At 70.0% G+C, this 14,809-nt stretch carries 11 protein-coding genes and 2 pseudogenes; 4 read left to right on the forward strand and 9 right to left on the reverse strand.

What is annotated here, in order from left to right; all coding sequences use genetic code 11:
- Window positions 1-134: 134 nt before the first annotated feature.
- Complete coding sequence (locus BCL76_RS25180; RefSeq protein ID WP_258309885.1) at window positions 135-599, forward strand: SCO4402 family protein; 465 nt, start codon at window positions 135-137, stop codon at window positions 597-599.
- Here BCL76_RS25180 and BCL76_RS25185 read toward each other — a convergent pair.
- A pseudogene (locus tag BCL76_RS25185) lies at window positions 594-1,537 on the reverse strand (IS5 family transposase). The gene BCL76_RS25180 and the pseudogene BCL76_RS25185 overlap by 6 nt on opposite strands.
- 292 nt (window positions 1,538-1,829) lie before the next feature.
- The gene (locus BCL76_RS25190) at window positions 1,830-2,588 is read right to left on the reverse strand and encodes a MerR family transcriptional regulator (protein WP_109781683.1); all 759 of its coding nucleotides are present in this window, start codon (window positions 2,586-2,588) and stop codon (window positions 1,830-1,832) included.
- Window positions 2,589-2,915: 327 nt separating this feature from the next.
- Here BCL76_RS25190 and BCL76_RS39930 point away from each other — a divergent pair.
- A pseudogene (locus tag BCL76_RS39930) lies at window positions 2,916-3,326 on the forward strand (IS630 family transposase); the annotation flags it as partial.
- A gap of 204 nt (window positions 3,327-3,530) precedes the next feature.
- Here the strand turns inward: BCL76_RS39930 and BCL76_RS25200 are convergent.
- The 5 genes from BCL76_RS25200 to BCL76_RS25220 form a co-directional block, all read right to left on the reverse strand.
- Complete coding sequence (locus BCL76_RS25200; protein ID WP_109781684.1) at window positions 3,531-4,490, reverse strand: nucleoside hydrolase; 960 nt, start codon at window positions 4,488-4,490, stop codon at window positions 3,531-3,533.
- A 118-nt stretch (window positions 4,491-4,608) separates the two neighbouring features.
- Complete coding sequence (locus tag BCL76_RS25205) at window positions 4,609-5,967, reverse strand: MFS transporter (RefSeq protein ID WP_109781685.1); 1,359 nt, start codon at window positions 5,965-5,967, stop codon at window positions 4,609-4,611.
- Window positions 5,964-6,695 carry a helix-turn-helix domain-containing protein gene (locus tag BCL76_RS25210; protein ID WP_109781686.1) on the reverse strand — a complete coding sequence of 244 codons (732 nt, stop codon included), beginning with the start codon at window positions 6,693-6,695 and terminating at the stop codon, window positions 5,964-5,966. Before BCL76_RS25210 ends, BCL76_RS25205 begins: the two co-directional genes overlap by 4 nt.
- A 225-nt stretch (window positions 6,696-6,920) precedes the next feature.
- Window positions 6,921-7,244 carry a hypothetical protein gene (locus BCL76_RS25215; RefSeq protein ID WP_109781687.1) on the reverse strand — a complete coding sequence of 108 codons (324 nt, stop codon included), beginning with the start codon at window positions 7,242-7,244 and terminating at the stop codon, window positions 6,921-6,923.
- 173 nt (window positions 7,245-7,417) lie between these two features.
- Window positions 7,418-8,065 (reverse strand): hypothetical protein, encoded by a 648-nt coding sequence (locus tag BCL76_RS25220; protein ID WP_109781979.1) that lies wholly within the window; start codon window positions 8,063-8,065, stop codon window positions 7,418-7,420.
- Between the two features lie 294 nt (window positions 8,066-8,359).
- Here BCL76_RS25220 and BCL76_RS25230 point away from each other — a divergent pair, with 294 nt between their 5' ends.
- A complete protein-coding gene (locus tag BCL76_RS25230; protein ID WP_181382724.1) occupies window positions 8,360-8,806 on the forward strand; it encodes a hypothetical protein in 447 nt (148 codons plus the stop codon).
- A gap of 554 nt (window positions 8,807-9,360) precedes the next feature.
- On the opposite strand, the gene BCL76_RS40385 is transcribed toward BCL76_RS25230, so the two are convergent.
- On the reverse strand, window positions 9,361-9,723 hold the full coding sequence (locus tag BCL76_RS40385) for a transposase family protein (RefSeq protein WP_309136867.1): 363 nt from the start codon (window positions 9,721-9,723) through the stop codon (window positions 9,361-9,363).
- Between the two features lie 459 nt (window positions 9,724-10,182).
- Here BCL76_RS40385 and BCL76_RS25245 point away from each other — a divergent pair, with 459 nt between their 5' ends.
- Complete coding sequence (locus BCL76_RS25245; protein ID WP_109781691.1) at window positions 10,183-11,703, forward strand: catalase; 1,521 nt, start codon at window positions 10,183-10,185, stop codon at window positions 11,701-11,703.
- 1,094 nt (window positions 11,704-12,797) lie between these two features.
- Here BCL76_RS25245 and BCL76_RS25250 read toward each other — a convergent pair.
- Window positions 12,798-14,594, reverse strand: a complete 1,797-nt coding sequence (locus BCL76_RS25250; protein WP_109781692.1) for an SMI1/KNR4 family protein — start codon at window positions 14,592-14,594, stop codon at window positions 12,798-12,800.
- Window positions 14,595-14,809 lie beyond the last annotated feature (215 nt).

Raw genomic sequence — 14,809 nt, forward strand, 5'->3', positions numbered from 1 at the left:
TCGCCACCATGCACAACCTCGCCATGACACGGTGAAACAGCAGGCCAGACGCCACTTCGACCCGCCCAGGCCCGACCTTCTGCAACACCCTTTAGGGGCTGTCCGGCCGATCATCGGATGCGTACCCTTGGCTCGTGATCGATCACGGCATTGCTCTGCCTCACTACCGCCTTCATGTCGTACCTGCGGTCGTGGCATTGGCCAGTCCGACATGGCAGCGAGAGGTGTGGCTCGATCCGGATCAGTTCGAGGACCTCGACTACACCGTCCACGTGCTTTTCGACGACTTCTGCGATGCGAACAATCCTCGGCCCTGGCTTGGGCAGAGCCTTCGCAGCGAGGAGGAAGTCGAGCTGATTGCGCGTCTCGGTGCTGCCTACGGCGCGGTACAGGATTCGGTCGGCGCCGCGGCTCGGGACGAGGTATATCTGGACTCGCCTGGCTGGTCTGCTGTAGTCGCCGCGGCAGCCCGGCTGGCCCAGGTGCTGGTGGCCAATGACCACTTGGCGTTGAGCAAGTTGCATGACGCCGGCCATCGCTGGCCGCTCGACACCGAGCCGATCATGTCCGGGACGGAAGGCCGGCACGTCGATTCATGACCGCAGCCAGATGACCAGGGCCGCCGCAGTGACCGTTCCAAGGAAGACGTAGCCGCGCTTGTCGTAGCGGGTCGCGACGGCCCGTGAATTCTTCAGCTCGTTGATGGCCCGCTCGACGGTGTTGCGCTTCCTGTACCGCTCCTCGTCGAAGCCCGGTGGCCGTCCGCCTCGTGATCCTTTGCGCAGACGGGCGGCCTGGCTGTCGGCTTACTCCGGGATCGTGTGCCGGATGCCGCGCTGTCGCAGGTACTGACGGCAGGGACCTTTGCTGTAGGCCTCGTCGGCCGCGACGCTGGCGGGCTTCTTGCGCGGCCTGCCCAGTCCGAGGCGGGGAACCCGGATCTTCTCCAGCACCGGCACGAACTGGGTGCAGTCGGCCCGCTGCCCGGGCGTGACGATCAGGGACAGCGGGCGGCAGAAGCCGTCCGCGCTCAGGTGGATCTTGCTGGTGAAGCCGCCGGGTGAGCGGCCCAGGCCCTCGCCTCCCGCACCACCTCCACCAGTTGGTCGGCGAGTCTCTGCCACGGACATTCGTCCTGGTGTTCCAGTGCCTCGTCCCCCTTTGAGCTGGCGAGGGCCGGTGACGGATCGGTGCGGACGCCGGCTGCGTGCTGGTGCGCACGCACGATGGTGGAGTCCACCGATATGTCCCGGTCGATCTCACCGGCTGCGTCGGCTGCGGCCTGGACCTGCTGCAGCAACCGTTCCCAGGTGCCATCGGCAGACCAAAGCCGATGGCGCTCGTAGACCGTCGTCCACGGTCCGAACCGCTCCGGTAGATCGCGCCAGTGCACCCCGGTCCTCACCCGGTGCAGAATCCCATCGATCACCTGCCGGTGATCACGCCACCGCCCGCACCGTCCATTGTTCACCGGTAGAAACGGCCGCAGCCGTTCCCACTCCGCGTCTGACAGATCCCCGCGTTCGCCCCGCCCCATACACGGGACAACGATCCGACCACTCGACAGTCACATGATCGGCCGGACAGCTCCTAGGCCGTCTCTTTCGGATCGTGGCGGCCGAGCCCGCGGCGTCCGGTGCCCTGCCCGGCAAGACGGAGGGGCGCCCGCGTACCGGACGTACTCGGTCGCCCCGACAACGTGGCCGGGAGCGGTGCCGGGCGTCGCGGGCCCGGCAAGGTCCGAAAGAGACGGCCGGGCGAGGTGAGCCTGTTGGTGCGACGAACCAACTGCTCTCCGGGCTGGTCTCGCGGGACAGCCCGGAAAGCAGTCAGCTGAGCCGGGTTGTGGCATAAACCTCGATGGCGTCGCGCTGGTATGCGGCCAGGCCCGGTGCGATCGCCTCGTACGCAGCGCGCCAGGCGCTGTTGTCCACGCAGGAGCGTCCGACGGCGCGGAACTCCTCGGCGGAGACGGGCCGCAGCTCGGTCATGGCCTGGTACTGGGAGTCGATCTGGGCCTGCACGGGCACGGCGTCGGCCGGGTGGCCGGCGGCCATCAGGTCGGCCAGCAGGATCATCTGTGTCGTGCGCTCGCGCTGTCCGGCCTCGATGTCCTGCGGGGTCATCGCGGCGACCGTGCGGGCGACTTCCTCGGCGTGCTCGGGGAAGTCGTGCAGGCTCTCCTGGTACTGGGAGGGCTGGATGCCCTCGAACAGGTTCTCCGGTCGGTTGATGGTCATGGGGTTGCCGTCCTTTCTGGAGTGTTCCAGTTCGGCGATCGTGCGGGAGACGGTGCCGGCCAGGGCGTCGAGCCGGTCCCGCTCGGCGAGCAGCCGCCGGTGGTGCCCGCGCAGGGCGTCCACCTCGTCGACCTGCTCGGCGAGGATCCGGCCGACCTCGGGAAGCCCTACACCCAGTGCCCGCAGTACGAGAATCTGCTGCAGCCGCAGCAGCTGATGCTCCCCGTAGTAGCGGTGGCCGTTGGCCCCGATCCGGGCGGGCCGCAGCAGGCCGACCTCGTCGTAGTGCCGCAAAGTCCGGGCGGTCACGCCCGACATCCGAGCGACCTCCGCGATAGGCCAGTCCATCGCCCTCTCCCTCACGATCCCGTCACCGGACCGGTTTCTCCGGCCCTGTCAAAGACGGTAGAAGCTGCCGCAGCGGCAACCGCAAGCCCGCACCCCCACGATCTGGATGGCGGCCCGCGACCTTTCCCGACGGCCCACCCAGCACACCAGCAACTTTCAAAACCCGCCCTAGTGCTCTGACCGCATAGGTTCACCGGGTTGCTCGTTGCGCTGGTTGGAGGCGATGTCGCTTCCAACCAGCAGGGGAGGCGGGGTGGCACCACCGGTCAGGGTCCGGAGACCGGCGGAGCAGGAGGGCAGAAGCCCCAGCAGATCGTGCGGCGGGTCGAACTCGCATGCCTCAACCCTCAGTGGGCGGGAGGCCGTCCCCGCCTACTGAGCAGTGACGACGAGGACTTCGTCGTCCGGACGGCCACCACCCGGCCCGCCGTGTTGGGTAAACCCTTCACCCGCTGGTCGGTCCGCGAACTGGTCGATCACCTGCGCAGGGACGTGGCCCGGCCCGTTCGGATCGGCCGGGACGCCCTGCGGTGCTTACCGGCCCGCCGCGGGATCACCTTCCGGCGGACGAAGACCTGGAAGGAATCCCCGGGCCCGGCATTCAACGCCGAGCTGGAGCGGATCGAGTACGCGGTCAACGAGTGTCCTGACCGCACGTTCGCATTCGGCGAGTTCGGGCCGCTGGGCATCCGCCCCACCGCCGGCTCCTGCTGGGCCGAACAGAACCGGCCCGAGCAGACCCTGTATCCAACCAGGACATCGCCTCCCGCAGCGGGGAGAACTGCCGGGTGGCCTCGTAGTAGGACTTCCAGGTGGTCAGCCCGCGTCGACCCGCTTGCCGCGGGCGGACCGGAACCCGGCGGAGCGCTTGCCACCGGCGCCGTGCAGTACAGCAGCCGTGCCGCCGTCGCCGCCGCCGACCGGCAGCGCGCCTCGCGCTCGTCAGGGGGACGTCGGCCCGAGGGTACGCGTACCGAGAGCCGCGACCGCGGCGACCATGCGGTCCCAGAACGCGCCGGTCTCCAGGGTCACGGCCACGCGCGCGTTGACCGGGCGGCCCGTGGAACGGTGCAGGTCCACCACGGTGGCGCCGCGCGTGTACCGGCCGTGCAACTCCACGACCACCTCGGCGTCCACGCAGTGCACCAGCCCGGGATCGATGACCCGGGCCACCGCCACGGGGTCGTGCAGCGGTGGGCTGGGGAACCCCCACAGCTCGCGGTAGGTGGATCCGAAGAAGGTCAGCAGGTCCGCGCAGGTCTGCCCGAGGGGCGTGCCCAGGGCCACGAAGCGGGCCACCACCTCGGGTGTGGCCAATGCCTGGTGCGTGACGTTGAGCCCGCACATGGTGACCGGCACTCCCGAACGGAAGACGATGTCGGCGGCCTCCGGATCGGTGAGGATGTTGAACTCGGCGGCCGGGGTGCGGTTTCCCCGCTCCGTCGAACCTCCCATCAGGACGATCTCGCGGATGCGGGCGGCGTCCTGCGGGTACCGCGTCAGCAGCAGGGCGATGTTGGTCAGCGGCGCGGTGGGGACGAGGGTGACCGGCTCGGGGTGCTCGGCCAGCAGTCGGTGGATGAGGTCCACGGCGTGCTCCGGAACGACGTCCACCGTGGGGGCCGGGAACCTCGGCCCGTCAAGTCCGCTGGCCCCGTGCACGTCGGCGGCCACATCGAGCGGCTGGACGAGCGGACGGTCGCAACCGGCCGCGACGGGAACATCCGTGATCCCGGCGACCGTGCAGACCCGGCGGGCGTTGAGCGTGGTCTTGTCGAGGGTCTGGTTGCCCGCGACCGTGGTGATGGCGAGCAGGTCCACCGCCGGGTCCGCGGCGGCCAGCATGATCGCGAGGGCGTCGTCATGTCCGGGATCGCAGTCGATGATGATCGGGACGGGCACGTCACTCCTGCCGCTGCGGGGCCTGGGGCTCCAGTGTGCCGCCGGGCCGATGCCCCGACCACACCGCCTCGCCCGGACCACGGGAGCACTTCGGCGGACGTCGCCCACCGAGCCACGGTCAACTCCTGGCGGTGGCGTCCTGCGATGCCGGGGAGGGACACGCCACGGGTGGCTGAGGCCTCGCCACCGGAGACGGCGATGCGGGCTCGCTGCGCCGGAGCCACAGGAGGGCTCCCGCCAGCAGTACGCAGCCACCCAGCAGCCAGGGCACCGGGCCCGGCCGGAGGACGCCGACGACCAGGCCGATGAGTGCTCCCACCAACTGCATGACGAGGGACTGGACGGACAGCCCGGTGGCCCGGCCCGTACTGGCGACACGGCGGTGCAGGATGTCGTTCTCGTTCGGTCCCGCAACGCCGAGTCCGAGGTAGAGCAGTCCGTAGCCGATGGCCGAGAGGACCAGGGCTCCCGCTCCCGTGGCGCCCGCGGTGGCGCCGAGCAGGAGCAGGCCGCCCGCGCCGACGCCGAGGCTCACCATGACCGCACGCTCACCACTGCCGGCCAGCCGGCCGGTCAGCGGAGCAAACCGGCTGCCGAGACCGGAGCAGATGAATCCGGCGCAGGCCAGCGCGGCGAAGAGCACCGCCCCCGACTCCGACGCCCCTGTCACGGCCGCGGCGCGCCCCGGCATGAGCAGTTCGATCGTGACCAAGGCGCTGCCGACCGCGCCCGCGCTGAGGAACACCCGGCGGACTAGTGTGTCCCGACCGCCCAGACGCAGGCCGCCCACGACGGTGGCCGGGATGCCGCGTAGTACGTCGCGCAGGGCAACCGGCGCCCGGGGCGGCTCGGGCAGAGCCGTCAAGACGTACAGCACGAAGGCGATCTCGACCGCCGAGCCCAGCAACAGCGGGACGGAAAGGGGCAGTACCAGCCCCGAGGAGGCCTCGCTCAGCCGGGCGCCGAGGTCGGGGCCGAGTCCGAGCAGCCAGGGAAGGGCGCCGCCGAGCAGGGTTCCCGCGGCGAGCACGGCCGATGTGGCGGAGGAGCCGGCGGCCAGGCCGGTGCGCAGGTCGGCGCCGGGGCCGGAGTCCGCGTGGACGGTGTCGACGTACCAGGCTTCGGCCGGCCCGCTGGACAGGGCACGGCCCGCACCCATCAGGACCATGCCCAGGCCGAGCAGCCAAGGAGCGGAGCCCAGGCCTACGAGGGCCAGCGCGGTCAGGTTCAACAGGCCGGCGGCGACCAGGACGACGCGGCGCCCCAGCACGTCGGCCAGTCCCCCGGTGGGCAGTTCCAGTGCCGCGGCCGTCAGCGAGTGCGCGGCGAACAGGCCCGCGATCGCCGCCGTGGTCATGCCACGCTCGGTGAGCAGCAGGATCAAAGGAGCGATACTCAGTCCGAGCGGCAGCCAGAAGAGCGCACACACCGTGACGTAGCGGCGGCGTGCGGTGGGTATGTCCAACGGCCCCTTCATGACGCGTTCCCGGTGCCGGTGCCGGTGCCTGTGCCTGTGCCTGTGCTTATGCCTGCCTCGGCCTCGGCCTCGGCGTCCGGGTGCGGGTGCGGCGTCGGCGGCGTCGGCGTCGGCGGGCCCGGAACATACCGCTCGGCGCCGGGTTCGCGCGGCGCGAGAGCCAGCCCGGCCATGAGGAGTACGACCTGCCTCGCGCGAGGATCCGCCGCATCGCGGGCGGTCAGTTCTTCGAGCTTCCGGCCGAACACCTCCCAGAGCTCGGTGAGCGATTCGGGCGTCAGACGGGGCATCAGGTCGCTGATTCCGGACGGCTCCACCCACTCCTGTGCCAACCGGCCGGCGGCCATGTCGGCCTCGTGCTGGAGGAGAGAAGTCTCCAGGTGCTCCATCTGGACCCTGCGCGACAGGCTGAGCAAGGCGCGGCTGTCCGGCGAGGATTCCATCGACTCGTTGCTCCAGGCGGTCAAGGAGTGCACCGCCTGCCAGCGTCGCTCCCGGCCGTCCCGGTGCTCGGCCTCGACGACGAACGCGTACTTCGCAAGGACGCGCAGGTGATAGCTCGTAGAGGCGGAGGACTCCCCCGTCCTGACACCGAGTTCACTCGCGGTGGCCGGGCCGTCCTGCCGCAGCAACCCGAGCAGGCGGATGCGCAACGGGTGCGTGAGCGCCTTCAGGGCTGCGGCGTCCCGCGCAGGATCAAGGACGCGTCTGTGCTCTTCGCTGACCATGTGGGAAGGCTAGAGCCCCTCGGGGCTTTCCAAAAGTATTTTTGCAGAACTTCTTCGGGAAACCCCTGTCCCTCGGCCGCGGTCGCGGTCGCGGTCGCGGTCGCCACGAGAACGGCAAGGAGCCGCCACCCCAGCCGGGTGGCGGCCCACACGCCGTGTCTCCCGTCCGACCGCGCGAGGTGCGCGAGGTACGCGAGTTGCCCCGGTATCGGGAGCCGGCGGGTACTACTTGGTGATGATGCTGCCGGCCCACTGGCCGGCGGCACGCTGCATCATGGCCTCGTTGCTCAGGATCTGGGTCCCGGGCATGGCCGCCATACCGATGTCGCCGGCCGGGGCCGCACCGTTGTGGGAGCCGACCGTGTTGTCGTGACCGGCGTTGAAGACGTCGTCACCAGCCACCTGGCTCAGGTCACCGAAGACGATGGAGTACGTGTTGCTGACCGGTGCGTAGATGGTGAAGGCGTCGTCGGCGGCGGCGGCGGACGCACCCGCCAGGAGGATGCCACCAGCGGCGAGAGCGGTCAGGGCGCAACGGATCGATCGCACGAGTACTGCCTTTCGTGGAGGGGTGGTCGAGCAGTGCGAACGTAGGACGCTTCGCACGACGAGACCCTGAACCCGGCGCCGTACGGACCGAGTCCATCCGTACGGCGCAGCCGACCGGGTGGCGGCGCCGTACGGACGGCCGACCCGTGCGGCTCCGCGCCGGCGCTGTCCGCTCAGCCGTGCAGGCCCCAGTGGTCGAGGCCGGAGTAGATGACGGCGGTCCGATAGTCAGGTCGGGAGAAGAACTCGGCCTGGCCGGTGTGGACCGCGATCAGCGAGTCCGTGCCACGCCACCATTGATCAGCCAGCCCTTCCACTTCCGGCACCGGCTCGTAGGAGCCGAGCTCAAGGGCGTCGACGTCATCGCCGGCGACCTTGGTGATCTGCTTCGCCCACATGGCCGCGTGATGGGTGAGCGCGACCGACTCGACCCATCCGTCGACGCTCGCGTGCAGGGGCACCCACCGCGATGTGCCGAGGCCGAACTCGCCACGGGGCCCGATCATGAAGGAGTAGGGGACCGCCGCCCGCTGATCGCCCGCCCAGAACCACCATCCACCCGCTGGCGCCCTCTCCGGCGTGTCGGGGCAGAACCTCGCCGGACCGCCGTTGTACGTCGGAGCCGGCGGCAGGACCACGCCACCCCACCGCTCCTCGAACGCCACCACCCGATCGACGACCGCTTCAGGGATCCCGCGCTCCGACCAGTCACCTCGGTACTGTTCGGCCCCCAGGCTTTCGAGCCGTAGACCGTGTATCGAGGCGAAGTACTGAGCGCGCCGGGAGAGCCCGTCAGGCACACGCGTGGGGTAGTCGTCCATCGGGAGGACGCTACACAGCCAGGGCAGGTGCGCGCTGAGCAATTGATCACCGGTCGAGGTGGAACGCGTCCACGCCCCGAGCTCCTCCACAATCACCAAAGTGCCGTGGCTACCGGGTCCGACAACGTGTCGAGCGCCCGCCGGGACCCGGTACATCTCCCCCACCTCCACGGCGAACCCGACCCCCTCCACCACTACTGCGTCTCCTTTGGATCTTGTCGGCCGGCCCGAATCCGCCGGCAACGCATGGGACGACAGACGCCTGTAGTCGCCAACGGCCAGGCAGAATGTGGTGTGACCTGTGATGTCTGTGGCCATGAGATGCGGCGAATGCCGGTGGGTGAACCGTCGATGTGGGACATGGCGGTGAAGGACCGCTGGTTCTGCCCCTGGTGCTATGCGTGGACCGAATTCGGATACGACCCGCGCGAGGTCTCCCGGCCGCAGTACGGCTACATACCGTGGGAGCGAGCGGAATCCCCGCAGCTTTCGGAGGACGTGGCCCACGTGTACGACGTGGCGTACGCGTACTCCGCCGACGGTCTCGGTGCAACGCTGTGCGGGCCAGCCCATGAGGGCATCACCGCCTCGGCGCACCTGTGGATTTCCGAGTGGCCGAGTGCTTGCGAGGCGTGCAAGGTGGCGGTTGCGCTCATCGACGAGCGCTGGCCTCTGCATATGCGGAACGGCAACCGGGTCTCTCCCGCCCCACCCCCGGGTTCCGACTGGCCGCCCTTCTGACGCCCCTTCAGATCATCTGATCGTTGGTCCGATGTGTCGTTGACTGACGCCCAGTGGGTCCGCATTGAGCCGTTGCTGCCGGACCGGTCCCCGAAGCGGGGCCGGCGGTCGCCATCCCCGTTTCGCAGGCAGCTCATGCCAACTCGGGAAACCGCTGCCCGTACCACTACGTCTGCGCATACGAAACCGTCAGCGTCGGCTACGGAAGCATCCAGCCTCTGACCGGACACGAGAACCGGTGACAGTACCCACGACGCGTGTTGAACGTCTCCATCTTCAATACGCGCAACGACGGCATCGTGCGGACAGTTCGTCGCCCTCGGCAAGGGCATTCTTTCGGACCTCGGCCAGGGCTCGGCGGAGTTTCTCCAGGAGGACTTCCGTGCCGCCGGAGACGAGCGAGCGAGCGAGCGGTGAATGGTCGGGGCGTCGGCGAGGTCGTCGCGGGCGCAGTCGAGGAGGAGGCGGAGGGTGGATTCACTGCTGGGGAATGCCCGGTTCGCCGTCCTCCCGGGGTACGGCGGACCGGCCCCCGAAGCGCTGGCGAGTGGTCGTCATACCCTGCTGATGGCTCCCGACGCGAACCACTGGACGAGGGGCGCAGCGAGGTCCACCACCAGCACCTTCGCGTCGCGGACTTCGCCCGCGCAGGCGGACTCCTCGACGCAGAGGAATCGGCGCACTCGCAGCGACACCACGACCCGCTTGCCGGCGGTGCGCAGGTCACGGGGAAACCGCAGGTGGGAGCCGTGCATTCGCCTCGGCCAACACCCGCGGCCCGGACAGGCCGCCCCACTGGCCGTGGCCCGGGTCTCCACCAGCCCCGCAAGCGCGTTGCGCGCCGAGACGGGTGTGGAGGCGTTCCGCTGGATGCTGCCGCTTCTTGAGGCTTTCCCCTTCGACGCCGAGGAGGCCATCGGGTGCGCGGAAGCCGGCCCGTGCTCGGGCCGGACCCCAACCCTCGACGGTCCGTAGGTCGCCCATCGGTTCTCAGGCCAGGCGGTGTGGTCGTCCGTGTCGACCTGGAGGACGAGCAGGTCGTCCACCGGGGGTCCAGGCAGCACACCGCCGCAGGCCCCCTACACGGTCACTGCGCTGTTCACACGCTCCAGCAGGTCCAGGAGCTCCGGGTCCACCGGTGGCATGCCCTGACACAGCACAGCCGGGCTGTAGGTACACGCATGCGCCGTTTCACCCGGATGTCCGCCGACGGGAGGCCGGCCGAGGTGACTGCCCGTACATGCGTTTGTCATCGGCCGGACGGGGCTAGGCGTAGAGCTGCGGGTGGTGGTCTTCGCGGATCGGACGGTCACGAGGCTGCCACCCGGGACGCTCCTGAACCGCATCGGCGTCCTGCTTCGAGAGAGGAAGGCTCCATGACCAACGTTCCACCGGCCACCACCACCGATTCGGGCGCACCCGTCGAGAGCGACGAGCACTCGCTCACCGCGGGTCCCGGCGGGCCGGTCCTGCTCCAGGACGCCTACCTGATCGAGCAGATGGCCCAGTTCAACCGGGAGCGGATCCCCGAGCGGCAGCCGCACGCCAAGGGCAGCGGCGCCTTCGGCCACTTCGAGGTGACCCATGACGTCAGCGCGTACACCAAGGCCGCCGTCTTCCAGCCGGGCGTACGCACCGAGCTGCTGGCCCGGTTCTCGACCGTCGCGGGCGAGCGCGGGAGCCCGGACACCTGGCGCGACCCGCGCGGATTCGCGCTGAAGTTCTACACCACCGACGGCAACTACGACATGGTCGGCAACAACACGCCGGTCTTCTTCGTCAAGGACCCGATGAAGTTCCAGCACTTCATCCGCTCCCAGAAACGCCGCGCCGACAACAACCTCCGCGACCACGACATGCAGTGGGACTTCTGGACCCTCTCCCCCGAGTCGGCCCACCAGGTGACCTGGCTGATGGGCGACCGCGGGATCCCGCGTACCTGGCGGCACATGAACGGGTACACCTCGCACACGTACATGTGGATCAACGCCGCCGGTGAGCGGTTCTGGGTGAAGTACCACTTCAAGACCGACCAGGGCGTCGAGTGCTTCACTCAGGACGAGGCCGACCAGATGGCCTCGGCCGACACCGACTACCACACGCGCGACCTCTTCGAGCACATCCGGGACGGGGAGTTCCCCAGCTGGACCCTGTACGTGCAGGTGATGCCCTACGAGGACGCCGAGGGATACCGGTTCAACCCGTTCGACCTGACGAAGGTGTGGCCGCACGGCGACTACCCGCTGATCCAGGTCGGCCGGATGACGCTGGACCGCAACCCCACGGACCACCACGCCGAAATCGAACAGGCCGCGTTCCAGCCGAACAACTTCGTCCCCGGCATCGGCCCGAGCCCGGACCGGATGCTGCTGGGCCGGCTCTTCTCGTACGCCGATGCGCACCGCCACCGCATCGGCGGGAACTACCAGCAGCTCCCGGTCAACGCCCCGGTCGTGGACGTGCACACGTACTCCAAGGACGGCGCGATGGCCTTCCGGAAGACGACCGACCCGGTCTACGCGCCGAACTCCAAGGGCGGTCCGGCGGCCGACACCGAGCGGTACGGCCGGCCGCCGAGCTGGGAGACCGACGGGGCGATCACCCGCAGCGCCTACGTGTCGCACGCCGAGGACGACGACTGGGGCCAGGCGGGCACGATGGTCCGCGAGGTCCTGGACGACGCGGCCCGCGACCGGCTGGTGGAAAACGTCGTGGGGCACCTCCTGAACGGGGTGACCGAGCCGGTCCTGGAGCGCGCCTTCCAGTACTGGTCCAACATCGACAAGTCGATCGGCGAGCGCATCGCGCAGGGCGTACGCGCCAAGGCGGCTGAGAAGGACCCGAAGGCGGCCCAGCAAGGCAACCCGGCACGGAGCAGCATGCAGGGCAAGGCCTGAGCGTTCGCGTACGGACCTGCTCCACGGGCGCGCGGACCTGAGCGCGGCGCCGCAGCACGGTGCAGGCGGCCGCCGAGGGGCCTGCGGCGGCGCCCTCTCCCGGCCGCCGCCAACTCGGCACAGGACCGGACGCGGCCATGCACTGACCGCAGATCACCGGCCGCAGCCGCGGTGAGCAACACCGTCACACCCACCCCGGCTGCGACTGAGCGCTTCGGTTGGCTGGTCACGTACAACCGCCGAACAGTGGTGACGCCTCGCTCCCGTCCCGAGTGGGACGGGCTGCGAGTGTCGGTCATGGTTGCACCAACTTGGAACAGCCCGCGGACACCGGCGATCACAGCCACGCAGACATGGTCGGTCCGCCCCGACACCGAGCGGGAACGCGGCGCCCACTACCGCGGGCACGGGCCGCGGAGCTCCATGGCGTTCAGGGCGGACTGCTCAGATGCCTCCGAGTCGGCGGCATGCCGCTTCGATCAGGGCGCTGCCGGAGTGCGCGAGGGGGTCGGTCAGGACTGCGTCGATGACGTGGGCGGTCATCTGGGCGAAGGCGCGGAAGTTGCCCCGGGCGCAGCGTTCGTCGGCTCGGGCGACGTGCTCTGGTGGTACTTTGCCCCACGCCGGGTGGTAGGCGAGCAGGACGGCCTGGGTCTGGGTGGGGGTGAGCGGCGGGATGTGCCGGCGGGACGTGCCGGCGGGTCAGGACGCGGGAGGCGAGCTCCGGTATCCGCTGGAGGGCCTCGCTGAGCCTGGACGTGGAGGAGCACGAGTACTACGCCTCGCCGGCCGACGAGCTGTATCCCACGCGGAGCCCGTTCGCGCTCCACGGCGAGCTGGCGACCCTGTACCTGCAGCAGGCCCAGGCTCAGGAACATCACCACCTGGACGGCGCTGCGCTGCGAGGGCGGCCTGGACGCACTCATCGAGGCGGAGGCCACCGAGAAGGAACTCGCCCGGTGGCAGGCCGCCGACAGAGACAGGCAGGAAGTCTGGCCACGGGACCACCACGCTGAAAGCGTGGACGGCGCTGGATGGACGCCCGGCCGGCCGCGCAGATCACCACCACTGGAACAAGTCCACAAGGAAAAGACCTACTCGACCAGGTCCGCCGCCAGCTCGTCGCGCCAGTGCAGGGACATGCGCAGGCTCAGGACCGTTTCCGCCGCCGCAGGCAGGGGCAGCAGCAGGAACCGGCGCAGGGCTCCTGCCGCTGTGTCCCGTCCGTGCCACGCCGCAAGGTCGGCGGTGGTGACCGGTCCCGGGTCCGGCTGGTGGCGAGCGGCGTCGAGCAGTCCGCGGACGGCCCGGGTCTCCGCCTGGATGGTCCGCATGCGCTTGTCGAGGGCCCCGTCGGCCTGGAGGTCCACCGGCTCGCCCCGGCGGGTCTGCTCCAGCGCCCGGGCGATCTCCGGGTAGCCGTCGATGCCGGTCTCCGAGGCGAGCCGGGCGAGCTGCGCCGCCACCGCGGAGCGCAACCGCTCCGGCGGGGTCAGCTCCATGAGGGCACCGAGGTCGAAGTCACGGACGACGGTGACCGGGTGCCGCACCTCTGGCAACTCGTCGAGGACCGGCAGCAGCAGCGCGCTGGCCAGCGGCGCCGCTGCGTCGTCCGCCGGGTCCCAGGTGATGCCGTGCTCCGCGGTCAGGCCTGCCAGCAGCCGCGCGTAAGCGGCTGTGGAGCCCGGCCAGGGATCGACCCCGATCCGCTGCAACTGCTGTCCGCCGTGCCCGAGTACGGGCTGCCCGTCGGGACCGGTCACGTAGTCCTCACGGGGTGATTCGACCCGGTGGCCCGCCTGCGGGCGCTCCGTGCCGTCCTCCACTACGGTCACGCGTACCTCGGGCCCCTCCTTCGCCAGTCGCAGCACCCTGGTTCCGCGGGACAGCCGTGACAGCACCTCGGGACGGCCGAACTGGGCGTCACCGCCTTCCTGCGTGGCGTACGACCACCCATCGCCGCAGGACCCCGCCCGGACCATCGGGCGGTGCGCGGCCCAGGCCGCACCGGCGGACAGCCGCGCCTGCTCCCGGCTGCGTGGCCCGGCGGTCGCGGGCACGGCGCCCAGCCGTTCCAGCAGTTGTCCGGGGTCGATGCCCGCAACGAACACTACGTCCGGCTGAACGGGCCGTGCGGGCTCGGGTCCGAAGAATCCACCGCTTCCGACGGAGATGCCGATGTACGCCCCATAGCGCTGCGGGGCGGGCGGGGCCGGCTCGGCCGCGGGTGGGACCTGCGGCTCGGCCTCGCCGGCGGCGAGGCCCAGAGCGGACGTGGGGTCGGCGACGACCGTCCCGCCGCCGTCCCAGATCAGCCGACCCCCGTGGGCCAGGGGTGTCCGCCCATCGAAGGGCAGGCCGTTCTCCAAGGCCGCGGCGAAGTCGGAGAGGACGTGCCGCAGTCCCTGCCAGGGGGTGAAGGTCGAACCCGTCTCGTCGAAGTACCGTCCGATGCGCCCGTGGTGCGGGCCGGGCCGGGTGACCAGGAACAGTCCGTCGGAAGACTGCCGGCCGATACCCAGGGTGATCAGCAAGCGCTCATACGGCCAGTACGCGAACTCGTCGCGCTCCTCCTCGTCGAGGCCGGCCTCCTCCTCCGCGACATCCCCACCGGCCTCGCGCAGAAACTCGGCGCTCCGGACGATCTCCCCGACTCCCGACAGTGGTCCGTAGTAGTCGAGCGTGAGCGTTCCGTCCTGGAGCTCCACACCATCGTGCCGCAACAACGACTCCCTCAGGTCTGGCGGGAAGGTCACCCCCAGCCGGAGTTCGGCCGCCTCGATGTCCGCCAGGCGGGTCGGCGGTCGCAGCAGCACGTGGGTGACGGGGGCGTACCGCTCGAGCCAACTCTCGATGCGGTCCCAGGACTCATCCACCGTCAACATGATCATGCCCGATACCCTAGGCGCGAGCACTGACATCGGCCGGAGGGCTGTCCGTAGTCCCCTCAGGCCGGCCACCAGCCTGTGTCAGTCGCCCGTGTCACCGAGGACAACGTAGGCAGAGGTGTGGCGGTCGGGAGACCAAGCCATCCGCGCAGCTGGATGCGCGAGGTCGAGCCCAGGAAGGAATGGCGTCAGGCGTCCCCCATAGGTCGACGGTCGAC

The organism is Streptomyces sp. CG 926, from assembly GCF_003148825.1.
Classification (GTDB): Bacteria; Actinomycetota; Actinomycetes; order Streptomycetales; family Streptomycetaceae; genus Streptomyces.